This window comes from Amaricoccus sp. B4, assembly GCF_043226085.1.
GTDB lineage: Bacteria > Pseudomonadota > Alphaproteobacteria > Rhodobacterales > Rhodobacteraceae > Amaricoccus.
The window spans coordinates 1,104,796-1,127,931 of sequence record NZ_CP171225.1 but is presented as its reverse complement, the minus strand read 5'-3'; the positions used below and the strand labels follow the sequence as shown (position 1 = coordinate 1,127,931).

The following is a 23,136-nucleotide window of genomic DNA, read 5'->3' as shown; positions in this document are numbered from 1 at the left end:
GTCTGCGGGGCTTATCAACTCGATAAGCGCCTGACTTTGAATGATAATCGAGGCTGGCGATGCAGGGCATGAGCGAGCGCCAGTACGCCGCCCATGTCGGGCTGTCGCGCGGCGCGATCCAGAAGGCGAAGGCCGCCGGTCGGCTCGTCCTGCACGAGGATGGCAGCATCGACGCCGCAGCCTCGGACCGGCTGCGGGCGGATGCGACCGATCCGTCGAAGACCAGGAAGGCGCCGAAGGAGACGAAGCTGAAGCCGGTGTCCGAGGCGGCGGTCTCGGCGGTCGGCGACACGCTGCGGGAACAGGGCATGGCCGCGCCGGTCACAGGGGGCGGGACGACCTTCCTGCAGGCGAAGACGGCGCATGAGGTGCTGAAGGCGCAGGAGCGGCGCATCCGGCTCGCCAAGCTGAAGGGCGAACTGGTTGATCGCGACCGCGCCACGGCGCTGGTCTTCCGGCTCGCGCGCGAGGAACGCGATGCCTGGGTGAACTGGCCGGCGCGGGTGGCTGCGCTGATGGCGGCGGAGTTGGGAACGGAGACGGCGGCCATGCAGAAGGTTCTGGAGGCCCATGTCCGCGCCCATCTCGAGCAACTCGCCCAGCCCCGGATCGCCCTCTGACGAGGTCACTGCGTTCGACGGGGCGCAGGCGCTGCTCCAAGCCTGGGGCCGCGGGCTCACGCCCGATCCCTGGCTGACCGTCTCGGAATGGTCGGACAGGCATCGCTGGCTGAGTTCGCGCGCGAGCGCCGAGCCCGGTCGATACCGCACCGAGCGCACGCCCTACATGCGCGCGATCATGGACGCGCTCTCGCCCGGCGATCCGACCCAGCGGGTGGTGTTCATGAAGGCCGCGCAGGTCGGCGCGACGGAGGCCGGCAACAACTGGATCGGCTTCGTGATCCACCACGCGCCGGGGCCGATGCTCGCAGTCCAGCCGACGGTGGAACTGGCCAAGCGGAACTCGCGCCAGCGGATCGACCCGCTGATCGAGGAAAGCCCGGCGCTGAAGGAACGCGTCCGCCCGGCGCGGGCGCGCGACAGCGGCAACACGCAGCTTTCGAAGGACTTCCCGGGCGGCGTGCTGGTGATGACCGGCGCGAACTCGGCGGTGGGGCTGCGCTCGATGCCCGCGCGCTACGTCTTCCTCGACGAGGTCGACGCCTATCCGGCCTCGGCCGACGAGGAAGGCGACCCGGTCGGGCTCGCCGAGGCGCGCTCGCTGACCTTCGCGCACCGGCGGAAGGTGTTCCTGGTCTCGACGCCGACGATCCGCGGCGTCAGCCGGATCGAACGGGAATACGAGGCGAGCGACCAGCGGCGGTTCTTCGTGCCGTGCCCGCATTGCGGCGCGACTCAGTGGCTGCGGTTCGAGCGGCTGCGCTGGGAGAAGGGCAAACCGGAGACGGCGGCGTATCACTGCGATGCCTGCGACAAGCCGATCGATGAGCACCACAAGCCGGCGATGCTGGCCGCGGGCGAATGGCGGGCCACCGCAGAGGCCCGCGATGCGCGGACGGTGGGGTTTCATCTCTCGGCGCTCTATTCGCCGCCGGGATGGAAGAGCTGGGCCGATATCGCGCGGGACAAGGAGACGGCGGCGGGCTCGGACGAGGCCGAGAGGGTGTTCCGCAACACGGTGCTCGGCGAGACCTGGATCGAGACCGGCGACGCGCCGGACTGGCAGCGCATCGCCGAGCGGCGGGAGGACTGGCCGGCGGGCACCGTTCCCGCGGGCGGGCTGTTCCTGACCGCCGGGGCGGACGTGCAGAAAGACCGGATCGAGGTCGATGTCTGGGCTTGGGGCCGTGGCCTCGAAAGCTGGCTCATCGATCATGTCGTGATCGAGGGCGGCCCGGCGCAGCCCGATGCCTGGGAGGCTCTGACCGATCTGCTCGGCCGCAACTGGCGGCATGCCGGCGGTGCGGAGCTTGGTCTTGCACGGCTCGCCATCGACACGGGCTATGAGACGGCCGCGGTCTATGGCTGGGCGCGCTCGGTCGGCTTTGCGCAGGTCGCGCCGGTCAAGGGGCTCGAAGGGTTCAACCGGGCGAGCCCGGTGTCGGGGCCGACCTTCGTGGATGCGACCGCGGGCGGGAAGCGGCTGCGCCGGGGTGCGCGGCTCTGGACCGTGGCGACTTCGACCTTCAAGGCCGAGACCTACCGCTTCCTGCGGCTTGCCCGGCCGACGGCCGAGGAGCTGGCGGATGGTGCGGCGTTCCCGCCGGGCACGGTGCATCTGCCCGGTTGGGCCGACACGGAGTGGATCCGGCAATTAACGGCCGAGCAGCTGGTGACGGTGCGCAACCGGCGCGGCTTCGCGAAGCTCGAATGGCAGAAGATCCGCGAGCGAAACGAGTCGCTGGACTGCCGGGTCTATGCCCGCGCCGCCGCCTGGATCGCCGGTGCGGATCGCTGGCCCGAGGCGACATGGGCCGATCTCGAAGCACAACTCGGCGTGCCGAGCGGGACGGACAGCCCCGCCGGCCTGATCGGGCGACCCGACGCGGGTCCGCAGGGAAAGCGCCGCTCCGACTGGCTCGGGCGGCGGGAAGGATGGTTCTGATGGCGGACTGGACGGAAGCGGAGCTCGCGGCGCTGCGGCGCGCTTATGCGAGCGGCACCACGCGGGTGAGCTACGACGGCAAGACCGTGGATTACGGTTCGGCCGAGGATCTGCTCGGGCGCATCCGCACCATCGAGCGCCAGATCGCCGGGGCGACGGCGCGGCCCATCGCGGGCTTCGCCGGCTTCTCGCGCGGGGACCGCTGATGGTCTCCTGGCTCGACAGGGCCATCGCGAGCGTCGCCCCGCGCACGGCCACGCGCCGCGTTCTGGCGCGACAGGCTTTCGAAGGGCTCGCGCGTTCCTACGAGGGTGCGGCCCGCGGCCGGCGCACGGATGGCTGGCACGCGCCCGGATCCTCGGCCGATGCCGAGATCGGCCGGGCCGGCGCGTTGCTGCGTGACCGCATGCGAGACCTGGTGCGCAACAACCCGCACGCAGCCAAGGCGGTCTCGGTGCTCGTCAACAACATCGTCGGCGCCGGGATCATGCCGCGTGCGGCGAGCGGGGATGCCGCGCTCGACCGCGAGGTGGACCGGCTCTTCGAGATCTGGGCGCGGGATTGCGATGCCGACAGCCAGCTCGACTTCTACGGCTTGCAGACGCTCGCCTGCCGAGAGATGGTCGAGGCCGGCGAAGTGCTGGTGCGTCGCCGGCCGCGGCGCCCTGGCGACGGCGTGATGCCGCCCGTGCAGTTGCAGCTGCTCGAGGCTGACTTCCTCGACGCGACCCGCAACGGCGCGCTCGGCGCGAGCCAGGCGGTGCAGGGCATCGAGTTCGACGCGCTCGGGCGGCGCCGGGCCTACTGGCTCTTCGGCGCGCATCCGGGCGACGCGACGCTCAGCCTGACGGGCGGGCTCACCAGCCGTGCGGTGCCGGCCAGCGAGATCGCCCATGTCTACGAGAAGCAGCGCACGCAGGCGCGCGGGGTGCCCTGGGGCGCGCCGGTGATCCGGGCGCTGCGCGATCTCGACGACTACGAGGTGGCTGAGATCGTCCGCAAGAAGACGGAGGCCTGCGTCACCGCCATCGTCTTCGGCGACGAGGAAGCCCAGCAGGGCATCGCGCCCGCAGTCGTCGACGCGGATGGCAACCGCGTCGAGCAGTTCGAGCCGGGGCTGATCGCCTATGCCCGTGGCGGCAAGGACATCCGCTTCAACCAGCCCGCGGCCACGGGCGGCTACGGCGAGTACAAGCGCGCGAGCCTGCACACGATCTCGGCCGGCTTCCGCGTGCCCTACGAGCTGCTGACCGGGGATCTCAGCCAGGTGAACTATTCGTCGATCCGCGCCGGGCTCGTGGAGTTCCGCCGGATGATCGACGCGGTCCAGTGGCAGCTCTTCATTCCGATGTTCTGCGCACCTGTCTGGCGCTGGTTCACGGAAGCCGCGTGGGCGGCGGGGCGCATCCCCACGCCCGAGGTGCCGGTGGAGTGGTCGCCGCCGAAGTTCGAGGCGGTCGATCCGCAGAAGGACGCGATGGCGGACCTGCTCGCGATCCGCTCGGGCACGATGACGCTGGCCGAGGCCATCGCCCGGCAGGGCCGCAACCCCGACGCGGTGCTGGCCGAGATCGCGACCACGAACGCCAAGCTCGACGAACTGGGCCTCGTGCTCGACAGCGACCCGCGCCGGGTCACCAAGACCGGCAGCGCGCAATCCAATGCGCCGGCCGACCCCGCGACCGATCCGGACGATCCGGAAACTGACGCGGCCTGACGAGGATCCACACATGGAGCAGACGATCGAACTGCCGGCCTTCCGCCGGTCGGCGGAGCTTGCGCCGAACAGCATCGACCCCGAGACCCGCAGCGTCGAGGTGATCTGGTCGACCGGCGCCCGAGTGCGCCGCGCCACGCTCTTCGGCGAGCCGCATGACGAGGAGCTCAGCATGGCCCCCGAGCATGTGCGGCTCGAGCGGCTGAACGCGGGCGCGCCCTTCCTGAAGGTGCACGAGGCGCATGATCTCGACGCGGTGATCGGCTCGGTCGTCCCGGGCTCGGCGCGGATCGAGAACGGACAGGGCATCGCCCGCATCCGGCTCTCCGAGCGCGACGCCGTCGGCGACATCTGGCGCGACATCGAGGCCGGGCACATCCGCGCGGTCTCCATCGGCTACCAGGTCCACCGCTTCGAGATCTCGAAACCCGACGGCCAGCGCGAGCTCTGGCGGGCGGTGGACTGGACCCCGTTCGAGATCTCCGCCGTGCCGGTCGGCGCCGATCCCGCCGCTGGCTTCCGCACCAAGGGCGAACATCACGACTGCGTCCTCCACCGCCGGGACGCCCCCACAGAGCAAGGAGCATCCCCGATGACCGACAGGACCGAGACCCCGGCCGCGACGGCCGAGCAGAGCAACACCACGGCAGCGCCCGAGGAGACCCAGATGACCGACGACAAGACCGGCGCTGCCGACACGCAGACCCGCGCCGCCGAGACCAAGTCCAAGGCGATGAAGCCCGCGCCCGACCCGGCGCCGGAGGACCGCAACCGCAGCGTCGACACCGACGCGCTGGTCAGCGAGGCCCGCGCGCAGGAGCGCGAGCGCGTCTCTACGATCCACGGGCTGGCCGACAAGCTGCAGCTCGAGCGCGGCTTCGCCGACGACCTGATCAAGCGCGGCGTCTCCATCGACGAGGCGCGCCGGCTGATCCTCGACCAGGTCGCGGCGAAGGCGGACGAGACCCGGACCTTCCCCCATGTCTCGATCCCGCTCGGCGGGCGCGACGCCACGGTCACGCGGCGCGAGGCCATTTCCAGCGCGCTCCTGCATCGCTACAGCCCGACGCTCTTCCCGCTGGAAGACGCGGCCCGCGAATATCGCGGCATGACGCTGATGGAACTCGCCCGCGAAAGCCTCGAGACGGCGGGCGCCAGCACTCGCGGCCTCTCGCGCGACGAGGTGGCGACGCGGGCACTCCACTCGACCTCGGACTTCCCCGAGATCCTGGCTGCCGTCACCAACAAGACGCTGCGCCAGGCCTACGAGGCCTATCCGCGGACCTTCCCGCTCTTCTGCCGGCAGGTGCTGGCGACCGACTTCAAGGCGATGCATCGGGTCCAGCTGGGCGAGGCGCCGCAGCTCCTGAAGGTGGGCGAAAGCGGCGAGTTCAAGCGCGGCACCCTCGGCGAGAGCAAGGAGAGTTACCGCATCGAGACCTACGGCCGCGTCGTCGCCATCACCCGGCAGGTGCTGATCAACGACGATCTCGACGCCTTCACGCGCATCCCGGCGATGTACGGCAACTCGATCGCGCAGCTGGAGTCGGACGTGGTCTGGGACATCGTGACGTCGAACCCGGCGATGGCGGACGGCACGGCGCTGTTCCATTCGACCCACAAGAACCTCGCCGGCAGCGGCGCGGCGCTCGGGGTGGACAGCGTGGGCCTCGCGCGGGCGGCGATGCGCAAGCAGACCGGCCTCGACAAGAAGACGGTGCTGAACATCCGCCCCGCCTTCCTGATCGTGCCGGCGGCGCTGGAGCTGAAGGCCGAGCAGCTGGTCGCCCAGAACCTCGTGCCCGCCCAGAGCGGCAACGTGGTGCCGCAGTCGATCCGCACGCTCTCGCCCATCGCCGAGCCCCGGCTCGACGCGGCCAGCGAGACCGCCTGGTACCTGGCGGCGAGCCCGAACCAGATCGACACCATCGAGTACGCCTATCTCGAGAGCCAGCAGGGCGCCTACATCGAGACGCGCAACGGCTTCGACGTCGACGGCGTCGAGATCAAGTGCCGCCTCGACTTCGGTGCCAAGGCCATCGACTGGCGCGGCCTCTACAAGAACCCCGGCGCGTGAGCCGGGCCATCCCCTGAACCCTGATCCCTGACGCACGGGCGGCCCTCGCGCCGCCCGTCGTCGTTCCGCGAAAGGAATGCGCGATGAAGAACTACGTCCAGCCCGGCAACACCCTTTCTCTGACCGCGCCATACGCCGTGACCTCCGGCGACGGCCTTCTCGTCGGCGCCATCTTCGGCGTGGCGGCCGGCGATGCCGCGAGCGGCGCGACCATCGAGGCCGCGCTCACAGGCGTCTTCGACCTCACCAAGGTCGGCTCGCAGGCCTGGACCGTCGGCGCCAAGGTGTACTGGGACGACACCAACAAACGCTGCACCACGGTCGCCACCGACAACACCCTCATCGGCGTCGCCGTCGAGGCGGTGGCCGGCGGCGCCGGCGACACCATCGGCAGGGTGCGCCTGAACGGCAGCTTCTGATGACCGCCTTCGCCGCCGCCCTCGACGCGCTCTTCGCGGACGCGCACCTCGCGCGCGACGTCGTCTACACCGCCGAGGGCGGCGCGCCCGCGCTGGTCCGCGCGATCCTCAGGAGGCCGGACGACATCACCGGCTTCGGCGAGGCACGCATCTGGTCGGAAACCACTCGGCTGGATCTGCGCCTCGTCGAGGTCGCCAACCCGCATCCCGGCGACCGGATCGAGATCGACGGCGAGGCCTTCCTCATCCAGGGCGAGCCGGTTCGCGACCGCGAGCGGCTCGTCTGGACCGTGGATCTGAGGCCCGCGTGAAGCTGAAGCTCGACATCACGCCCGATCTCGTCGCCGCCATGGCGGCCGAGGTGAAGGCCGGGGAGAAGGCCGTCACCGCCGCCATGCGCGAGGCTGGGACCGGGCTCAAGACCGCATGGCGCGGGCAGATCACCGGCGCGGGCCTCGGGCGGCGGCTGGCGAACTCGATCCGGAGCCAGACCTATCCCAAGGCCGGCGAGAGCCCGAATGCCGCGGCGCTGGTCTGGTCCAAGGCCCCGGTCATCGTCGGCGCCCACGACACCGGCCCGTTGATCCGCTCGAAAGACGGGTTCTGGCTGGCGATCCCGACCGAGGCCGCTGGCCGAGGCCTCCGCGGCGGCAAGCTCACCCCCGGGGAATGGGAACGCCGCCGCGGGCTGCGCCTGCGCTTCGTCTACCGCCGGCGTGGGCCGAGCCTGCTGGTCGCCGACCGCGCCCGGATCAACACCCGCGGTCAGGCGGTGGCGTCGCGCGCGAAGACCGGCCGCAACCAGGTCACCGCACCGATCTTCCTGCTGGTCCCACAGGTCAAGCTGCCAAAGCGGCTGGAACTCGCGCGGGATGCAGACCGGGCGTTGGACAGTGTGCCGGGGCTGATTGTGGCGAACTGGGTGGAAGGGCATATCAACTGAAGAAGTGGCGCGCCACCGCGCTAGCTGAGGATCCTCAGTGTTTCTTTGACCGTCAGCAAAAGTCGCTTCTGGAATTCGGCGATGAAACTGGGCAAGCGCATGTTGATCTTATCTTCATTGCCGTAAAAGAGGTTTCTGTTGCCATATGATGTGAGGCGTCCGTTCTCACGGTCGGGCATGAGAATAAACCGCTCTTGCACGACTCCATTCGCCCTAACTTCATAGACCTTGGGTTGTTCGTCAAAAAATCCGTCGTGGATGATCAGGTTTCGGAGGGCCTCCGTTTCCGTGACCAGATCGCAGGGCTCAAATAGCGTCCCGGTTTTATTGTTGAGTGAAATGCGACGCCGGTCGCCGAAGAGCTTGTTTTTCGACGCCAAACGAGGGTAGCGACTGAAATCTGTTCTTATATGCTCGGCTTCAAAGACAAGTTTCGTGGCGTAGTCCAGAAGGCTGTGCAGACGAATGTAGATCACGTTAATGAGGGCGATCAACTTTGCGGTTACTGGTGAACCGATGTGCCGAATTCCATCCGGGCTGACGCCGGGGGGATAGAAGAGTTCTTCCAAGTTGAGCGTTTTGTAGAATTCGCCCTGAAGTTGGACGACCTCGATCAGTGCCTCCTGAATGCCAGAAACCAGCCTGCGGCAGTCATGCAAGTATAGGAGTTTGTGAGTCGTCGGGTCGCTGTTTGCGCCAACGAGTTTTTCGAAGAGTTCACGGGAGATTGGCGCTTCTGAGTTTAGTCCGGCAGTCACGACCCACTCTTGCACTTTCGGAAGTATCGCGTGGTATTGTCCAATCCCATCAAATATTTGTGCTGCAAGGGCATCGTGAATTCGAACACAAATATTCTCGATCTCATGGGAAAAATCACCAGTGCTGGCACGCCAGACTCCCTGGGGATCAAACGAAAAGTAGACCACACCGCTGCGCGGGACGTCCGAAAGGGGAACGCCGTGCAGAGTAAGGTAGGTCGGTTGCCGATCCGAAGCGCTCATTTCTGTCGACTGACTGAACATGCGTTCGAAGCTACACGCACCAAATTTTCTTTGCCAGACAGTACTGTTAGCCGCCACAGCAACGCTCATCCAATAATGGCTGGCCGCCAATGCCCACCTATCGCGAAACCATCCTCGCCGCGCTGCATGCGCGGCTTACGGCGCTGCCCGCCACCGCCCTGCGCGGCGAGGTACTGCCCGAGCGCGTGCCGGCCGATGGCCTGCTGATCCTCCGCGATGGCGAGCCGGGGGAGCCAGACGTCACGCTGTCGCCCCTGCGCTACCACTACCAGCATCGCGCCGAGATCGAGGCGGTCGTGCAGGGCGCGGCGCGTGACGTCGCATTCGACACGCTGACCACCAGCATCGGCATGGCGCTCGCCGCCGACCGCACGCTGGGCGGGCTCTGCGACTGGGTCGAGGCCGAAGCGCCGCGGTCTGTCGATCTGCCGGTCGAGGGCGCGGCCAGCTTTAAGGCGGCCGTGATCCCGGTGGTGCTGCACTATTCCACGGCTGACCCACTCAGCTGATCCCGACAATCCGAGGAGAAAACCATGGCACGAGCCCAAGGGGCGCGGGCGCTGATGGCGCTTGCGTTCGAGACGACCTATGGCACGCCGCCCGCGAGCGGCTTCACCCGCATGCCCTTCGCCAGCACCTCGCTGGGGGCGGAGCAGCCGCTGCTGAACTCGGAGCTTCTCGGCTACGGCCGCGATCCGCTGGCGCCGATCAAGGATGCCGTGACGGCCGATGGCGATGTCGTCGTGCCCCTCGACGCCGAGGCGTTCGGCTTCTGGCTGAAGGCGGCGTTCGGCGCACCCACGACCACGGGTGTGGAAGCGCCGTACACCCACGAGTTCCAGTCAGGGTCCTGGACGCTGCCCAGCATGTCGATCGAGACTGGCATGCCAGAGGTGCCCCGATACGCGATGTACTCGGGCTGCGTGCTCGACCAGATCACCTGGCAGATGCAGCGCTCCGGCTTGCTGACGGCAACGGCGCGGCTGGTGGCACAGGGCGAGACGGTCGGCACAACCACCAGCGCCGGAACGCCGACTGCGCTGGAGCTGAAGCGGTTCGGCCATTTCAACGGGGCGATCACGCGGAACGGGACCGCGCTCGGCAACGTCGTCTCGGCCGAGATCACCTATGCCAACAACCTCGACCGGATCGAGACGATCCGCTCGGACGGCCGGATCGACGGGGCGGACCCGTCCATCGCCGCGCTGACCGGCCGGATCGAGGTGCGCTTCGCCGACCAGACTCTGGTGACGCAGGCGATCAATGGCGAGGCCTGCGAGATGGAATTCGCCTACGTCCTGCCTTCGGGCGAGAGCTTCACCTTCACCGTGCACGCCGTCTACCTGCCGCGCCCGCGCATCGAGATTTCCGGGCCGCAGGGCGTGCAGGCCACCTTCGACTGGCAGGCCGCCCGCGACAGCGTCGTCGGCCGGATGTGCACCGCCACCCTCGTGAACGATGTGGAGACCTACTGATGCTCACGCTCGACCTGACCAACGCGCCGCGCTGGCATGACCTCTCGCCCGGCGTCCGGGTGCAGCTGCGCCCGCTGACCACCGCGCTGATGGTGGCGACCCGCAGCGACCCGGCCGTCGAGGCGGTGCCCGAGGACGCCTCCGACGAGGAGCGCGCCGTCGCCTTCGCCAAGGCGCTGGCGCGACGGGCCGTGCTCGCCTGGGAGGGCATCGGCGACGCCCACGGCAAGCCCATCGACCCGAGCCCCGAGGCCATCGACGCGCTGCTCGATGTCTGGCCGATCTTCGAAGCCTTCCAGCTGACCTACGTCTCGAAGGGTCTGCTGCTGGAACAGGAAAAAAACGCCTCCGCGCTCTCGCCGAATGGTCCTTCGGCGGGGGCGACCGATACTGCGACGCCTGCACGCAAGCGTGCGAAGACTGCCCGGCGCGGCTGAACCGCCCCTGGACGGATGAGGGCTGGCAGGTCTGGGATCTCGTCGGCCGGCTCGGCGGCCAGCTGCGCGTCCTGCCCGGCGCGGTGATCGGCTGGGACATGTCGGCAGCACTCGCGCTCGGTGACGCCCTCGGCGTGCCGCCGCTCGCCACGGCCGAACTGCTGCCCGTCATCGAAGCGGTGATGGTCACCAAGCTCAACGAACAGATGGAAGTCTCGCATGGCCGAGAAACGCGTTAGCGTCCGCCTCGCCGCGGTCGGCGGGCGACAGGTGCGCGCCGAGCTCGAAGGTGTCGGCGAGGCTGGGGCGCGCGGCTTCGGACGGCTGAGCCGGGAGATGGAGGCGGCTAATGCCCGGCTCGCCGGCTTCGCGCGCCGTCTGCGCGTGACGGCTGCAGCTGCGGTCGCTGCCGCCACAGCTGCCGGCGTTGCCATGGTCCGCTCCGGCCTGCAGACGGTGGATGCACAGGCGAAGCTGGCGCAGTCGCTCGGCACCACCGTCGCCTCGATCCAGACGCTGGAGCGCGCGGGCGAGCTGGCGGGCGTCTCGATGTCCGGGATCGAACAGGCCACCAAGGACCTGACGCGTCGTCTCAGCCAGGCGGCCGCCGGGGCCGGTCCCGCCATCGACGCGCTGGACCGGCTCGGGCTCTCGGCCAACGAACTGATCGCGCTGCCGCTGGACCAGCGCGTCGGCGCGATCAACGCCGCCATCGAGAACTTCGTGCCCACCGCCGAACGCGCGGCGGTCGCGGGTCAGCTCTTCGGCGAGGAAGGCTCCATCGCCATGAGCCGGATCGACACCGCGACGCTGCGCCAGGCGACGGAGGACGTGCTCGCCTTCGGCGTCGTCGTCTCCGAGCAGGACGCCGACCAGATCGAGCGGACGAACGACGCGATCTCCCGGCTCGGGCTGATCTGGCGCGGGCTGTCGAACCAGCTGGCGGTCGCCGCGGCACCTGCGCTGGAAGCCGTCGCGAACGCCATGGCGGCGGTCGCCAGTCGCACCGGGCCGCTCGGCATCGCGATCCGCGGTCTCTTCGACAACATCGGCCGCCTGACCACCTATGCCGCGACCTTCGCCGCCTTCCTCGCGGGACGCTGGGTCGCCGGCATGGCCGCTGCGGCGCTCTCGGTCCGGGGCCTCGCTACGGCGCTGGTCGTTCTGCGTGGGGCGCTGATCCGCACCGGTATCGGCGCGCTGATCGTCGGTGCGGGCGAGCTCCTCTACCAGTTCATGCGTCTCGTCGCCGGTGCGGGCGGCTTCGGCGAGGCGATGTCGCTGCTGAAAGACCTCGCCGTCGAGGTCTGGGAGCGGATCAGGATGGGCGCGGCTGCGGCGGGCGCGGCCGCGACGGCGATGTTTTTCGACCTGAAGGCGGACGCCGCATCGGGCATGCAGAGCGCCATCGAGAGCGTCGTCGGTTTCGGCAACACGGCGGCGAACACGTTCGAAGGCGCCTATGAGGCGATCAAGGCGATCTGGGGCCTGCTGCCCGCCGCCATCGGCGATCTGGCGTTCCAGGCGGCCAACAGCTTGGTCGACGGCGTCGAGGCGATGCTGAACGGCGTTGTCTCGCGCATCAACGGCTTCATCGCCGGCATCAACCAGGGGCTGGAAGCGCTCGGGTCCGAGCGCCGGATCTCGCTGGTGCCCGACCTCGACCTAGGCGAGATCGAGAACCGCTTCGAGGGCGCGGCCAGCGCTGCCACGACGGCGGCGCAGGCGGCGTTCGAGCGGGCCTTCGAGGACAACCCGCTCACCGCGCCCGATCTCGGCCTGACCGACGCGGCGAACCGCGCGCTCGAGTCGGCGAACCTCTATCGTGGGGCCGCACGCGATCTGGCCGAAGGGGCCCGCGCACCGCTGGAAAGCTGGCAGGCGCTGCGCGATGCAGTCCGAGGCACAGACGAGGACGGCGCCGACGCTTTGGCCGAGACGACCGCTGCGGCGGAGCGGCTGGAGACGGCGCTCGGCGATGCCGGACGCGCCGCGACGGATGCAGGCGCGGCGGCCGGAGCTGCCGCTGCTGCAGCGAAGCCCGCGACCGAGGCAGCCGTCACCGGCTGGCAGGCGGTCACGGCAGCGCTGTCGGACTATGCCAGCAAGGCCCGCGAGATCGGCGGAGACATCGGCCAGAGCCTCGTCGGCGCTTTCCAGTCGGCCGAGAACGCCGTGGGCCAGTTCGTGAAGACCGGCAAACTGAACTTCCGCGACCTCGTCACCTCGCTGTTGGCCGATCTCGCCCAGCTGGCGGCGCGGCGTTTCATCCTCGGGCCGATCGCCAACGCGCTCTCCGGCGTGTTCGGCGGCACGGGCGGGATCTTCGCCAACGTCCTGCACGCGGGCGGCATGGTTGGCTCCGCCGGGCCCTCGCGCATGGTCCCGGCCATGGCCTTCTTCGCCGCCGCGCCCCGGATGCATTCCGGCGGCATGGCCGGGCTTCGGCATGATGAGGTGCCCGCGATCCTGCAACGCGGCGAGCGAGTGCTGTCGCGGCGGGAGGCACAGAGTTACGGCGCGGGCGGCGGTGTCAACGTCACCATTATGGCGCGCGACGCGGAGAGCTTTCGGCAGTCCCGCACCCAGGTCGCGGCCGACATCGCCCGCGCCGTGTCGCTCGGGCGGAGGGGCATGTGATGGCGTTCCACGAGGTCCGGTTTCCCGACAACATCAGCCGGGGCGCGCGGGGCGGGCCGGAAAGGCGCACGCAGATCGTCGAACTCGCCTCGGGCGACGAGGAGCGCAACGCCAGCTGGGCCAATTCGCGGCGCCGCTACGACGTCGCCTATGGCATCCGCCGCGCGGACGATCTGGCTGCGGTCGTCGCCTTCTTCGAGGCGCGCAACGGCCGCTTGCATGGTTTCCGGTTCAAGGACTGGGGTGACCACAAGTCCTGCCCGCCATCGGGAACGCCATCGCCGACAGACCAAGCGATCGGCACTGGCGACGGCGCCACAACCGCCTTCCAACTGGTGAAGCGCTACGCCTCGGGCAGCCAGACCTGGACTCGCACGATCACAAAGCCGGTCGCCGACACGGTGCGCGTCGCGCTCGATGGAGCCGAACAGCCCAGCGGGTGGTCCGTCGACACGACCACCGGCGTGTTCACCTTCGACACTGCGCCCGCCGAGGGCGTCGCGATCACCGCGGGCTTCGAGTTCGACGTGCCGGTTCGCTTCGACACCGACGCGCTCGACGTGACGCTCGACCTCGAGCGGCTCGGCTCGATCACCTCCATCCCGCTTCTGGAGATCCGGCGATGAACGACACCGGCAGCTTCGTCGCAGCCGTGCTACGCGAGCTCGCGGCCTCGACCGCCGTGATCCTCGCCGCTTGGGGCGCGCTCGGCGGCGCGACCAACGCGCTGACCACGAAGATGCACCTGCGCGACGCGCTGCGGCACATCCTCCTCGGTGGTCTGATCGCCGCGGGCATGGGCAGCCTGTCGATGGCAGTCATAACGAGCTGGATGGGCCTGCCGACGGAGGCGATACCGGCGGGCGGCGCGGCAGGGTCCGCCGCCTATCTCGTCGGCGTCTTCGGGCCGGCCTTCATCGAGATGCTGCTCGCCCGCCTGCGCCGCGCCAAGCAGGGCGACGGCGATGAATGAGATCCTTCGCTTCGCGCGCGCCCTCCGCTGCGACCCGGCCGACCCTCGAGCGGCCTTTACCCACCGTCTGCGCATCGGCCTCGCCATCGCAGCACTGATCCTGATCCTCTCGCTTTTCCGGTAATCCCATGCACATGACCGACCGGGGTCTGCTGGCCCTCGTCCGGCACGAAGGACTCGTGCCCGGACCCTATCTCGATGTGAAACAGGTCTGGACCTTCGGCATCGGCCACACGGCCGCGGCCGGGCCACCCGATCCCGCCACCTTGCCGCGCGGTATGCCCGCCGAGTTCGACACCGGGATCCGCGAGGCGTTCCGGGTCTTCCGCGCCGACCTCGCGCGCTACGAGGCCGCCGTCCTCCGGGCCGTGAAGGTGCCATTGGCGCCGCATGAGTTCGATGCGCTGGTCAGCTTTCACTACAACACCGGCGGCATCGCAAAGGCCGCGCTGACCCGACATCTCAATGCCGGCAATCGCGTTGCAGCGGCCGACGCGTTTCTGAACTGGCGGAGACCGGCCTCGATCATTCCCCGCCGGGAGGCTGAGCGCGACCTGTTTCGCCATGGCCGCTATCCCGTCGGCACGATCCCGGTCTGGTCTGTGGACCGCGCGGGCCGCGTGGACTTCTCGCGTCCGATCCGCCGCCTGACCGAGGATGGGGCGCTGGCCTTGGCTCGCGGGCCGTGGCCGACGCCGACGCCGCCGGTGCTCGCCCCTTCACCCACCGCGCCGACCGGCTGGCTCGCCCGGCTGGCCGCCTTCTTCTCCACCCTGATCCGGAGGGCCTGACTCATGCGCTACGTCCGCCCCAACTCGCTCACCTGGTGGGCGGGACTTCTCGCCATGCTCACTGGCATCGCCTCTTTCGCGCTGCCCGCCACCGGGCCGCTGAGCGAGCTGTCTCGCCTCGTCGCGCAGCTCGCCGGCTCCGGTGATGCCTCGCCCGCAGGGCTGATGTTCCTCGGGCTCGGCCTGATCGGCCTGCGCGACCGGATCGAGCGCGGGTTCCGCGGCGATGCTTGAGTTCCTCGCCGGTCTGATCGTGGGCGGCTGCCTCGGCGTTTTAGTCGCTGCCCTCTGCGTCGCCGCTGCACGCGGGGAGCAGGACGATGGCTGATCTCCTGGTCTGGCTGGTCGCAGGGCTCGGCGCGGTCGGGGGTGTGGTCCTCGGCCGGCTCTGGGGCCGCGTCGACGGGAAGCGCGCTGGCAAACGGGAGGCGGAACGCGATGCAATGGAAGACAAGAGCGAGCGCGTCGAACGCGGGCGCGACGCCGTTCGCGATGGCCGCGTCACTGGCGATCCTGCTGACCGGCTGCGCCGCAACGATGGGCGGTGGTGATGCCGGTTGCGCCTCCTATGCCGAGGCGCGGCTCGCCCGGCCGCCTGCCGAAACCGTCACCGCCGTGCCGCCTGCATGGGCGGACTGGATTGCCGATCTCGACGACCGCATGACGGGAACTTGCCGATGAAATCCCTCTCGCCCGCCCTGCAGGCCCATCTCGACGAGGGCACGACCACGCTCGCCTGGTGCTGGCGGATAACGCGCGCCGATGGCGTCACCTTCGGCTTCACCGATCACGACCGGACGCTCGCCTTCGACGGCACCGACTTCGAGCCGGAGAGCGGTCTGACCGCGACCGAGGTGCGATCGGGTTCGGACCTTTCGGTCGATGCGCAGGACGCCGAGGGCGTGCTGACCTCTGACCGCATCACCGAGACCGACATTCTCGACGGCCGCTGGGACAATGCCGAGGTCGAAGTCTGGCGGGTGAACTGGGCCCATACGAGCCAGCGCGTGCTGATGCGCCGGGGCGCCATCGGTCAGATCCGGCGCGGACGTTTGGCCTTCGTCGCCGAGGTGCGTTCGCTCGCCCATGTGCTGGGCCAGACGGTCGGGCGGACCTTTCAGGCGACCTGCGATGCCGCGCTCGGTGACGCGCGCTGCAGCGTCGATCTCGAGGATCCCGCTTTCAAGGGTGCGGGCGCCGTGATCGACCTGCTGCGGGATCGGGCCTTCACCGCCTCGGGCCTCGGCGAGTTCGCCTCCGGCTGGTTCACCTTCGGCACCGTTGAATGGATTAGCGGCGTGAACGCCGGGCGGCGCACCGAAGTGCTGGGCCATGACGTGACGGAGGGCATCGCCGTGCTGACCCTGCTCGAGGCGCCGGTGCGGTCCATCGGCGAAGGCGACGCCTTCACCATCCGCGCCGGCTGCGACAAGCGCATCGAGACCTGTGGGGCGAAGTTCGCCAACACCGCCAACTTCCGCGGCTTCCCCCACATCCCAGGCCAGGACACCATCCTGCGCTACGCGACGAAGGACGGCGGCCACGAGGGAGGCGTGCTGTGACCAGCGTCGTTTCCAGCGGAAACGACGGGCGGCAGAGCATCGCATCGCGATGCACGAGAGCTGGCGCCGATCCGAATCGGGTCATCGCTGCGGCGCGATCCTGGCTCGGCACCCCCTACCACGACCAGGCGAGCCTCAAGGGCGTCGGCTGCGACTGCCTCGGGCTGGCCCGCGGCGTCTGGCGCGAGGTCGTCGGACCCGAACCATTCCCGATCCCGCCCTACAGTCGCGATTGGGGCGAGACCGGCCCACGTGAGGTGCTGGCAGAGGGCGCGCGACGCATGATGATCGAGGTGTCGCCCGCCGAGGCCGGTCCCGGCGCGCTGGTCCTCTTCCGCATGAGGCCGCGCGCCATCGCGAAACATGTCGGCATAATGATCGGGCCGGAAAGCTTCCTGCACGCCTACGAGCGGCTCGGCGTGATCGAGGAACCGCTCACCTCATCCTGGCGGCGGCGCATCGCCTCCGCTTTCCTGTTTCCGCAACGCTGAGACCCAGACATGGCAACGCTCGTCCTCGGTGCCGCTGGCGCCGCCATTGGCGGCAGCATCGGCGGCGCGATCCTCGGCGTGAGTGCCGCCACCATCGGTGGCTTCGTGGGCTCGACTATAGGCTCGGTCGTCGACAGCTGGATCGTGTCCTCGCTTGCGCCCACCCAGCGCATCGAGGGGCCGCGGCTCGATAGCCTTCGGATCACGTCCTCGACGGAAGGAGCCGTCATCCCCCGCGTCTACGGGCGGATGCGCATGGGCGGGAATGTGATCTGGGCGACCGATTTCCGCGAAGAGACCAAGACCACCACGCAGGGCGGCGGCAAGGGCGGCGGGGGCGGCGGCAAGGTCAAGACGACGGAGTATCTCTACTACGCGAGCTTCGCCATGGCGCTCTGCGAGGGACCGATCACCGGCATCGGGCGCATCTGGGCCGACGGCAAGTTGCTCGATACCGCCGGCATCACCTGGCGCTGGTATCCTGGCGACGAGAGCCAGACCGCCGATCCGTTCATTGCGGCGAAGATGGGCGCGGCGAACACCCCGGCCCATCGCGGCACGGCCTATGTGGTCTTCGAGGATCTGCCGCTCGGCAACTACGGCAACCGCCTGCCGCAGCTCTCCTTCGAGGTCTTCCGCCCTTTGGCCGACCCCGACACCGCCGAAGGGCTGACGCAGGCGGTCACGATGATCCCGGCCTCGGGCGAGTTCACCTACGCGACGCAGGGCATCCGCAAGGGCAGCGGCGGCGCGCAGATCCCCGAGAACCTGAACGCGCGGTCGGACACCGCCGACATGGTGGTGGCGCTCGACCGGCTGCAGGCGATGGCGCCGAAGGTGGAGAGCGTCAGCCTCGTCGTCGCCTGGTTCGGGAACGACCTGCGCGTCGGCGACTGCACGATCCGACCGGGCGTCGAGGTGTCGGAGAAGACGACGAGCCCGCAGACGTGGTCGGTGAACGGCGTTAGCCGGTCCGCGGCGCATCTCGTCAGTCGCGACGACCAGGACCGACCCGTCTATGGCGGCACGCCGGCAGACTTCGCGGTGGTGCAGGCGATCAAGGAGATGAAGGCCCGCGGGCTGCGCGTCACCTTCTATCCGTTCATCCTGATGGACGTACCGCCCGGCAACACGCTGCCGAACCCGTATTCCGACAACGCCGCCGAGACGGGGCAGCCGGCCTTTCCGTGGCGGGGCCGGATCTCCTGCTCGCCGGCCGCCGGCTACGCCGGGACCGTGGACAAGACCGGAGCGGCGGCGAGCCAGGTCGCGGCCTTCTTCGGCAGCGCCAGCCCATCGGACTATGCGGTCTCGGGCGAGACCGTCTCCTGGACCGGAGCGCCGGGCGACTGGGGTCTGCGCCGCATGGTGTTGCACTACGCACATCTCTGCGCGGCGGCCGGCGGGGTCGACGCCTTCCTGATCGGGACGGAGATGCGCGGGCTGACCACGATCCGCTCGGGGAGCAGCGCCTATCCGGCAGTGCAGGCCTTCCGCGGTCTGGCCGCCGACGTGCGCGCCATCCTCGGGGCGGGCACGGCGATCAGCTATGCGGCGGACTGGTCCGAGTATTTCGGCCACCAGCCGGGCGACGGCTCGGGTGACGTGTTCTTCCATCTCGACCCGCTCTGGGCCGATCCGGAGATCGATTTCGTCGCCATCGACAACTACATGCCGCTCTCCGACTGGCGCGACGGGTTCGAGCATGCCGACGCGCAGGAGGGCTGGCCCGCGATCTACTACCGCGCCTACCTGCAATCCAACATCGCGGGCGGCGAGGGCTTCGACTGGTTCTACGCCAGCCTGGCGGATCGGTCGGCGCAAATCCGAACGCCGATCACCGATGGTGCCGTCGGCAAGCCTTGGGTCTTCCGCTACAAGGACCTGCGCAGCTGGTGGTCGAACCTGCATTACGACCGACAGGGCGGGGTCGAGAGCGCGACGCCGACGGGGTGGGCGCCGCAGTCCAAGCCGATCTGGTTCACCGAGTTGGGCTGTCCGGCCATCGACCGGGGCACGAACCAACCGAACGTCTTCTTCGATCCGAAATCCTCCGAGAGCTTCGTGCCCTACTTCTCCCGCGGCTGGCGAGACGACGCGATCCAGCGCGCCCATCTCGAGGCCACGTATCTCTTCTGGGGCGAGGCCACGAACAACCCGATCTCGTCGGTCTATGGCGGCCGGATGGTGCATGTGCCCGAATGCGCCGCTTGGACCTGGGACGCGCGTCCGTATCCCTTCTTCCCGGCGTTGACCGACGTCTGGACGGACGGCGCGAACTGGCGGCTGGGGCATTGGCTGACCGGGCGGCTCGGGGCGGTGTCGCTTGCGGCGCTGGTCCGCCATCTCTGCCTGCGCGCCGGGCTCCCCGAAGATCGCATCGACGTGAACGGCCTCTGGGGGGCGGTCGAGGGCTATGCCATCGGCGCGCTGGAAAGCCCGCGCGCCTCGATCGCCACGCTGTCGCGGCATTTCGGCTTCGACGCCGTCGAGACCGAGGGCGTCATCCGCTTCGTCATGCGCGGCCGGGCCTCCGTCGCCACTCTCGCGTCCGACGATCTGGTCGCGGCCCGTGAGGGCGATGTGCTGGAGCTGACCCGCGGCCAGGAGACCGAACTCCCGCAGGCCCTGAAATGGCAGGTCGCCCGTGCCGACGAGGATTACGAGGCCGCGCAGGTCGAGGCTCGGCGCATCACCGTCGACACGACGCGAATCGCCTCGGAGAGCTTTCCGATGGCCGTGCCGCCCGAGGAGGCCGAGCGCCGCTGCCGCCGCGCGCTGATGGAAGCCTGGACCGGCCGCGAGAGCGCCGTCTTCCGCCTGCCGCCATCGCGGCTCGCGCTCGACCCAGCCGATGTCGTGTCTTTCGCCCATGACGGCCGGGCTGTCCCGCTGCGGCTTGTCTCCATCGCGGATGCGGATGCGCGCGGCATTGAGGCGGTCCGCCAGGACCGGGAAGCATACGACCTGGCGCCGGGAGCCTCGCGGCCCTCGGCACTGTCCCAAGCGGTCGTCTTCGGCCCGCCCGAGGCGGTGCTGCTCGAATTGCCGCAGCTGACCGAGGACCAGCCCGCGCACCGCCCCTTCGCCGTGGCGCATGCCGTGCCGTGGCCGGGCGAGATCGCGGTGTTCCGCAGCCCCTCGATGGACGGGTTCGAGCTGCTGACCAGCTTCGGCACGCGGGCCCGGATCGGCGCGCTGGTCGCAGACTTCTATTCCGGACCCACCTCGCGCTTCGACGTCGGCAATGTGCTGGTGGTCGATCTGCTCACCGGCACGCTGGAAAGCGTCACGGACCTGACCCTGTTCGGCGGGGCGAACGCGCTCGCGATCGAGACCGCGCCCGGCGTCTGGGAGATAGTGCAGGCGGGCGCGGCCGAGCTGCTCGCGCCCGGCCGGTATCGGCTCACCCGGCTTCTGCGCGGCCAGCGGGGGACAGAAGGCGCCATGGGCAACCCGGCGCCCGCTGGCGCAAGGGTCGTGGTAATCGACGACAGCCTCGCGTCGCTGCCGATCGCCGAGGCCGACCTCGGCATCCCGTGGAACTGGCGCGTCGGCCCGGCGAGCCGTCCGGTCAGCGACGAGACCTATGTGGCGCAAGCCTTCACGCCCGCAGGCGTCGGGCTTCGGCCGTTCTCCGTGGCCCAAGTGGAGCAGCCGTGGCGCACGCCGCGCACACCCGGCGATCTCTCCATCCGCTGGACACGCCGGTCCCGCGCGCTCGCCGCCGACAGCTGGGGCGCTGTCGAAGTGCCGATGGCGGAGGAACTGGAAGCCTACGAGGTCGAAATCCTCGACGGTGCAACGGTAAAGCGGCTGCTGAGCACCGCCACCGCCAGCGCCGTCTACACCGCCGCCCAGCAGACCGCCGACTGGGGCGCGCCGCTCGGGCCCGGCAACACGCTCGACGTCCGCATCTACCAGCTCTCCGCCCTCGTCGGGCGGGGCGCGCCCAAGACCGTCACGCTCACGCTCTGAAAGCCAACCCATGTCCGACGCCACGACCCATCTCCTGTTGCCCTACATCCTCGCGGCACAGGCCCAGAAGCATGTCACCCACAACGAGGCGCTGCGGATCCTCGACGGGCTCGTCCAGCTTTCCGTCCTCGACCGGAATCTGACAGCGCCGCCCGGCAGCCCTGCGGATGGCGACCGCTACATCGTCGGCTCGGGCGCGACGGGCGACTGGGCGGGGTGGGACCTGAATGTGGCGCTGTGGGCGGACGGCGCGTGGCTGCGTCTGCCACCGAGGACCGGCTGGCGGGCTTGGGTCGAGGATGAAGGACTGCTGCTGGTATACGATGGCGCGGGCTGGATCGGGACCACACCGGACGTGTTGCAGAACCTCGCGCTTCTTGGGATCGGCACGACGGCGGACGCCTCGAACCCGTTCTCGGCCAAGCTCAATGCAGCGCTCTGGACGGCGAAGACCGTGGCCGAGGGCGGCACTGGCGATCTGTTCTACATCATGAACAAGGAGGCCGCGGGCGACGATCTCGGGCTGACCCTGCAGACCGGCTTCGTCACCAAGGCGCTGGTCGGCCTCTTCGGCTCCGACCGCTTCCGGCTGGCGGTCTCGGCCGATGGCAGCACCTTCTTCGACGGGCTCAGCGTCGACAACGCCAACGGCATCGTCGACCAGCCCCGGCTGCCGCGCTTCAAGGCGTACACGAACTACGACAACTACGTGGGCGTCGGAACCTGGACGAAGATCGGCCTGAACAACACCGACTACAACGATCAGGGCGCCTTCGACGCCGCCAACAACCGGTTCGTGGCGCCGGTCGACGGCACCTACCTCTTCGGCGCGACGCTCATGTACAAGGTCAACGCCAGCACGACCGCGCGCATGCGGGGGCGGCTGGTGCTGAACGGAACCACGGAAATCCGGGGCTCCCTCGGCGAAATCTCTGCCACTCACGTCTCGCTCGCCACCGCGATCTGGCTGCAGACCATGGTCCCGCTAACCGCTGGCGATACCGTCGAGCTGCAGGGGTATTTCCGGGTCGCGGACGGCTACTTCGCCGCCGATCACACGTCCTTCTGGGGCTGCAAGATCGGCTAAATTCTCGCCACGCTGACGGTACCGTTCCCCGGGCAGTCGCACCTTCAGAATTGGCCTGACGCGTCGCCCGCCGCATCCTGGTTTGCCTCCCAATCCCCGTAATTGCGTCCGTCCGCGAGCTTCCAGAGGATCCGGCCATTGGCGCTCGCACCAATGACGGCCGCAGCCGCGGCAGAGGCAGACGTGAAGCTGTAGGCGCTTGTGAAGACAAGAAAATCGCCTTCCTCGCGGAGGACGCCCTTCTCCACAAGGGTGTTCCGGAGCGTGACCGTCCCTCTCGGTATCGTTCGCGTCGTCCGGACCCTTGCCCTCGAACCTGCCGTGACGACGAAATCCCCGGAGGGCCCGATCTCCATCTCTGCCGCGAAGCCGTCGCCCCGGAAGAAGAACCGAGGGCTTTCATGGAGTTCAGCCTTTGGCAGTTCTTGCTCCGCGATCTGCTCCGGCGCACGACCGCGGACTTCTCGGAAGAGATCCCAGCCAAGGGCTCCAACCAGTGTTTTCGTCTGATCCACGAACTCGTCCATGGCTGCGCGGTCAGGGAGCGGTAGCTTGCCCGCGTCGTCGGACGGCGTGCGCGTGTTGGGCAGGGTCCAACGGGGATTGCTGACGACCCCCCGGATCAGACAAGCTTCGACATAGCGCGCGTGGCTCTTCGTCAGGTTCTCGTCCTTGCTGATCAGCACGACCGTGTCGGTCCAGAAGCCTTTGGCATCGCGACCCGCCTCATTCGAGTTGTGATACGATAATCGCGCTCCGACACCTTCGGACTCGCCAATATATGCAAGCTGCCGGTCCTGCGCGTCTTCGTCGGCCCCGATCAGGATGTACACGCCTGGCCGTTCGATTTCGGGAAAAGCCTCCCGAACCCGACGAAGCTGGTTGCGCCGGAAGGCAATCGCCTGGATCGTCGACATCGAGATTTGCGCCACCCGGATACCATTCGGGTCGCCGTCGAG

At 69.1% G+C, this 23,136-nt stretch carries 25 protein-coding genes; 23 read left to right on the top strand and 2 right to left on the bottom strand.

The features are described from left to right. The first annotated feature begins 59 nt into the window (after nt 1–59). The 8 genes from ACF66B_RS05355 to ACF66B_RS05320 all read left to right on the top strand — a co-directional run bounded on the left by ACF66B_RS05355 (nt 60) and on the right by ACF66B_RS05320 (nt 7,721). On the top strand, nt 60–620 hold the full coding sequence (locus ACF66B_RS05355) for a hypothetical protein (RefSeq protein ID WP_111432109.1): 561 nt from the start codon (nt 60–62) through the stop codon (nt 618–620). Continuing rightward, complete coding sequence (locus ACF66B_RS05350) at nt 571–2,565, top strand: phage terminase large subunit family protein (protein WP_111432110.1); 1,995 nt, start codon at nt 571–573, stop codon at nt 2,563–2,565. The genes ACF66B_RS05355 and ACF66B_RS05350 overlap by 50 nt, the downstream gene beginning before the upstream one ends. Next, nucleotides 2,565–2,771 carry a phage head-tail joining protein gene (locus ACF66B_RS05345; RefSeq protein ID WP_111432111.1) on the top strand — a complete coding sequence of 69 codons (207 nt, stop codon included), beginning with the start codon at nt 2,565–2,567 and terminating at the stop codon, nt 2,769–2,771. The genes ACF66B_RS05350 and ACF66B_RS05345 overlap by 1 nt, the downstream gene beginning before the upstream one ends. Then, complete coding sequence (locus ACF66B_RS05340; protein ID WP_392664267.1) at nt 2,771–4,282, top strand: phage portal protein; 1,512 nt, start codon at nt 2,771–2,773, stop codon at nt 4,280–4,282. The genes ACF66B_RS05345 and ACF66B_RS05340 overlap by 1 nt, the downstream gene beginning before the upstream one ends. 13 nt (nt 4,283–4,295) lie before the next feature. Next, nucleotides 4,296–6,359: a prohead protease/major capsid protein fusion protein gene (locus ACF66B_RS05335; RefSeq protein WP_392664265.1), complete on the top strand. Its 2,064-nt coding sequence runs from the start codon at nt 4,296–4,298 to the stop codon at nt 6,357–6,359. A gap of 83 nt (nt 6,360–6,442) precedes the next feature. After that, a complete protein-coding gene (locus ACF66B_RS05330; protein ID WP_111431312.1) occupies nt 6,443–6,778 on the top strand; it encodes a DUF2190 family protein in 336 nt (111 codons plus the stop codon). Continuing rightward, nucleotides 6,778–7,089 carry a hypothetical protein gene (locus ACF66B_RS05325; RefSeq protein ID WP_111431313.1) on the top strand — a complete coding sequence of 104 codons (312 nt, stop codon included), beginning with the start codon at nt 6,778–6,780 and terminating at the stop codon, nt 7,087–7,089. The genes ACF66B_RS05330 and ACF66B_RS05325 overlap by 1 nt, the downstream gene beginning before the upstream one ends. Next, nucleotides 7,086–7,721 (top strand): DUF6441 family protein, encoded by a 636-nt coding sequence (locus ACF66B_RS05320; RefSeq protein WP_111431314.1) that lies wholly within the window; start codon nt 7,086–7,088, stop codon nt 7,719–7,721. The genes ACF66B_RS05325 and ACF66B_RS05320 overlap by 4 nt, the downstream gene beginning before the upstream one ends. Before the next feature lie 20 nt (nt 7,722–7,741). Here the strand turns inward: ACF66B_RS05320 and ACF66B_RS05315 are convergent, their stop codons facing one another. Beyond that, complete coding sequence (locus ACF66B_RS05315) at nt 7,742–8,833, bottom strand: hypothetical protein (protein ID WP_392664262.1); 1,092 nt, start codon at nt 8,831–8,833, stop codon at nt 7,742–7,744. Between ACF66B_RS05315 and ACF66B_RS05310 the strand changes: the two genes are divergently transcribed. The 15 genes from ACF66B_RS05310 (at nt 8,833) to ACF66B_RS05240 (ending at nt 22,177) form a co-directional block, all read left to right on the top strand. Then, entirely contained in the window at nt 8,833–9,252 is a 420-nt protein-coding gene (locus ACF66B_RS05310; RefSeq protein ID WP_111431315.1) for an acyl-CoA transferase, read from the top strand. The genes ACF66B_RS05315 and ACF66B_RS05310 overlap by 1 nt on opposite strands. A gap of 24 nt (nt 9,253–9,276) precedes the next feature. Further along, nucleotides 9,277–10,218 carry a phage tail tube protein gene (locus ACF66B_RS05305; RefSeq protein WP_111431316.1) on the top strand — a complete coding sequence of 314 codons (942 nt, stop codon included), beginning with the start codon at nt 9,277–9,279 and terminating at the stop codon, nt 10,216–10,218. Continuing rightward, nucleotides 10,218–10,655, top strand: coding sequence for a hypothetical protein (locus ACF66B_RS05300; RefSeq protein WP_111431317.1), 438 nt, complete (start codon nt 10,218–10,220; stop codon nt 10,653–10,655). The genes ACF66B_RS05305 and ACF66B_RS05300 overlap by 1 nt, the downstream gene beginning before the upstream one ends. Nucleotides 10,656–10,753: 98 nt before the next feature. Beyond that, nucleotides 10,754–10,894 carry a hypothetical protein gene (locus tag ACF66B_RS05295; RefSeq protein ID WP_392664259.1) on the top strand — a complete coding sequence of 47 codons (141 nt, stop codon included), beginning with the start codon at nt 10,754–10,756 and terminating at the stop codon, nt 10,892–10,894. Beyond that, nucleotides 10,875–13,295, top strand: a complete 2,421-nt coding sequence (locus ACF66B_RS05290) for a phage tail tape measure C-terminal domain-containing protein (RefSeq protein ID WP_111431319.1) — start codon at nt 10,875–10,877, stop codon at nt 13,293–13,295. Before ACF66B_RS05295 ends, ACF66B_RS05290 begins: the two co-directional genes overlap by 20 nt. Beyond that, nucleotides 13,295–13,921, top strand: a complete 627-nt coding sequence (locus ACF66B_RS05285; RefSeq protein ID WP_111431320.1) for a DUF2460 domain-containing protein — start codon at nt 13,295–13,297, stop codon at nt 13,919–13,921. Before ACF66B_RS05290 ends, ACF66B_RS05285 begins: the two co-directional genes overlap by 1 nt. After that, the gene (locus tag ACF66B_RS05280; RefSeq protein WP_111431321.1) at nt 13,918–14,268 is read left to right on the top strand and encodes a hypothetical protein; all 351 of its coding nucleotides are present in this window, start codon (nt 13,918–13,920) and stop codon (nt 14,266–14,268) included. The genes ACF66B_RS05285 and ACF66B_RS05280 overlap by 4 nt, the downstream gene beginning before the upstream one ends. Beyond that, a complete protein-coding gene (locus tag ACF66B_RS05275; protein WP_392664255.1) occupies nt 14,261–14,392 on the top strand; it encodes a hypothetical protein in 132 nt (43 codons plus the stop codon). The genes ACF66B_RS05280 and ACF66B_RS05275 overlap by 8 nt, the downstream gene beginning before the upstream one ends. 10 nt (nt 14,393–14,402) lie before the next feature. Continuing rightward, nucleotides 14,403–15,059, top strand: a complete 657-nt coding sequence (locus tag ACF66B_RS05270) for a lysozyme (protein ID WP_392664253.1) — start codon at nt 14,403–14,405, stop codon at nt 15,057–15,059. A 3-nt stretch (nt 15,060–15,062) separates the two neighbouring features. Further along, nucleotides 15,063–15,293: a hypothetical protein gene (locus ACF66B_RS05265; protein ID WP_111431323.1), complete on the top strand. Its 231-nt coding sequence runs from the start codon at nt 15,063–15,065 to the stop codon at nt 15,291–15,293. Nucleotides 15,294–15,497: 204 nt separating this feature from the next. After that, a complete protein-coding gene (locus ACF66B_RS05260; RefSeq protein ID WP_162683390.1) occupies nt 15,498–15,740 on the top strand; it encodes a hypothetical protein in 243 nt (80 codons plus the stop codon). Next, nucleotides 15,737–16,621, top strand: a complete 885-nt coding sequence (locus ACF66B_RS05255; protein WP_111431325.1) for a DUF2163 domain-containing protein — start codon at nt 15,737–15,739, stop codon at nt 16,619–16,621. Before ACF66B_RS05260 ends, ACF66B_RS05255 begins: the two co-directional genes overlap by 4 nt. A 38-nt stretch (nt 16,622–16,659) precedes the next feature. After that, on the top strand, nt 16,660–17,112 hold the full coding sequence (locus ACF66B_RS05250; RefSeq protein ID WP_111431328.1) for an NlpC/P60 family protein: 453 nt from the start codon (nt 16,660–16,662) through the stop codon (nt 17,110–17,112). 9 nt (nt 17,113–17,121) lie between these two features. Next, nucleotides 17,122–21,090, top strand: a complete 3,969-nt coding sequence (locus ACF66B_RS05245; protein ID WP_111431326.1) for a glycoside hydrolase/phage tail family protein — start codon at nt 17,122–17,124, stop codon at nt 21,088–21,090. Nucleotides 21,091–21,100: 10 nt separating this feature from the next. After that, on the top strand, nt 21,101–22,177 hold the full coding sequence (locus ACF66B_RS05240) for a DUF2793 domain-containing protein (protein WP_111431329.1): 1,077 nt from the start codon (nt 21,101–21,103) through the stop codon (nt 22,175–22,177). Nucleotides 22,178–22,221: 44 nt separating this feature from the next. Here ACF66B_RS05240 and ACF66B_RS05235 read toward each other — a convergent pair whose 3' ends face one another. After that, nucleotides 22,222–23,094: a GIY-YIG nuclease family protein gene (locus ACF66B_RS05235; RefSeq protein WP_392664248.1), complete on the bottom strand. Its 873-nt coding sequence runs from the start codon at nt 23,092–23,094 to the stop codon at nt 22,222–22,224. Nucleotides 23,095–23,136: the final 42 nt, after the last annotated feature.

What these genes read in the sequence shown, in the direction of transcription:
- ACF66B_RS05355 (WP_111432109.1), top strand. Translation starts at nt 60, where the DNA reads ATGCAGGGCATGAGCGAGCGCCAGTACGCCGCCCATGTCGGGCTGTCG.
- ACF66B_RS05350 (WP_111432110.1), top strand. Translation starts at nt 571, where the DNA reads ATGTCCGCGCCCATCTCGAGCAACTCGCCCAGCCCCGGATCGCCCTCT.
- ACF66B_RS05345 (WP_111432111.1), top strand. Translation starts at nt 2,565, where the DNA reads ATGGCGGACTGGACGGAAGCGGAGCTCGCGGCGCTGCGGCGCGCTTAT.
- ACF66B_RS05340 (WP_392664267.1), top strand. Translation starts at nt 2,771, where the DNA reads ATGGTCTCCTGGCTCGACAGGGCCATCGCGAGCGTCGCCCCGCGCACG.
- ACF66B_RS05335 (WP_392664265.1), top strand. Translation starts at nt 4,296, where the DNA reads ATGGAGCAGACGATCGAACTGCCGGCCTTCCGCCGGTCGGCGGAGCTT.
- ACF66B_RS05330 (WP_111431312.1), top strand. Translation starts at nt 6,443, where the DNA reads ATGAAGAACTACGTCCAGCCCGGCAACACCCTTTCTCTGACCGCGCCA.
- ACF66B_RS05325 (WP_111431313.1), top strand. Translation starts at nt 6,778, where the DNA reads ATGACCGCCTTCGCCGCCGCCCTCGACGCGCTCTTCGCGGACGCGCAC.
- ACF66B_RS05310 (WP_111431315.1), top strand. Translation starts at nt 8,833, where the DNA reads ATGCCCACCTATCGCGAAACCATCCTCGCCGCGCTGCATGCGCGGCTT.
- ACF66B_RS05305 (WP_111431316.1), top strand. Translation starts at nt 9,277, where the DNA reads ATGGCACGAGCCCAAGGGGCGCGGGCGCTGATGGCGCTTGCGTTCGAG.
- ACF66B_RS05300 (WP_111431317.1), top strand. Translation starts at nt 10,218, where the DNA reads ATGCTCACGCTCGACCTGACCAACGCGCCGCGCTGGCATGACCTCTCG.
- ACF66B_RS05295 (WP_392664259.1), top strand. Translation starts at nt 10,754, where the DNA reads ATGTCGGCAGCACTCGCGCTCGGTGACGCCCTCGGCGTGCCGCCGCTC.
- ACF66B_RS05290 (WP_111431319.1), top strand. Translation starts at nt 10,875, where the DNA reads ATGGCCGAGAAACGCGTTAGCGTCCGCCTCGCCGCGGTCGGCGGGCGA.
- ACF66B_RS05285 (WP_111431320.1), top strand. Translation starts at nt 13,295, where the DNA reads ATGGCGTTCCACGAGGTCCGGTTTCCCGACAACATCAGCCGGGGCGCG.
- ACF66B_RS05280 (WP_111431321.1), top strand. Translation starts at nt 13,918, where the DNA reads ATGAACGACACCGGCAGCTTCGTCGCAGCCGTGCTACGCGAGCTCGCG.
- ACF66B_RS05275 (WP_392664255.1), top strand. Translation starts at nt 14,261, where the DNA reads ATGAATGAGATCCTTCGCTTCGCGCGCGCCCTCCGCTGCGACCCGGCC.
- ACF66B_RS05270 (WP_392664253.1), top strand. Translation starts at nt 14,403, where the DNA reads ATGACCGACCGGGGTCTGCTGGCCCTCGTCCGGCACGAAGGACTCGTG.
- ACF66B_RS05265 (WP_111431323.1), top strand. Translation starts at nt 15,063, where the DNA reads ATGCGCTACGTCCGCCCCAACTCGCTCACCTGGTGGGCGGGACTTCTC.
- ACF66B_RS05260 (WP_162683390.1), top strand. Translation starts at nt 15,498, where the DNA reads ATGCAATGGAAGACAAGAGCGAGCGCGTCGAACGCGGGCGCGACGCCG.
- ACF66B_RS05255 (WP_111431325.1), top strand. Translation starts at nt 15,737, where the DNA reads ATGAAATCCCTCTCGCCCGCCCTGCAGGCCCATCTCGACGAGGGCACG.
- ACF66B_RS05245 (WP_111431326.1), top strand. Translation starts at nt 17,122, where the DNA reads ATGGCAACGCTCGTCCTCGGTGCCGCTGGCGCCGCCATTGGCGGCAGC.
- ACF66B_RS05240 (WP_111431329.1), top strand. Translation starts at nt 21,101, where the DNA reads ATGTCCGACGCCACGACCCATCTCCTGTTGCCCTACATCCTCGCGGCA.
- ACF66B_RS05235 (WP_392664248.1), bottom strand. Translation starts at nt 23,094, where the DNA reads ATGTCGACGATCCAGGCGATTGCCTTCCGGCGCAACCAGCTTCGTCGG.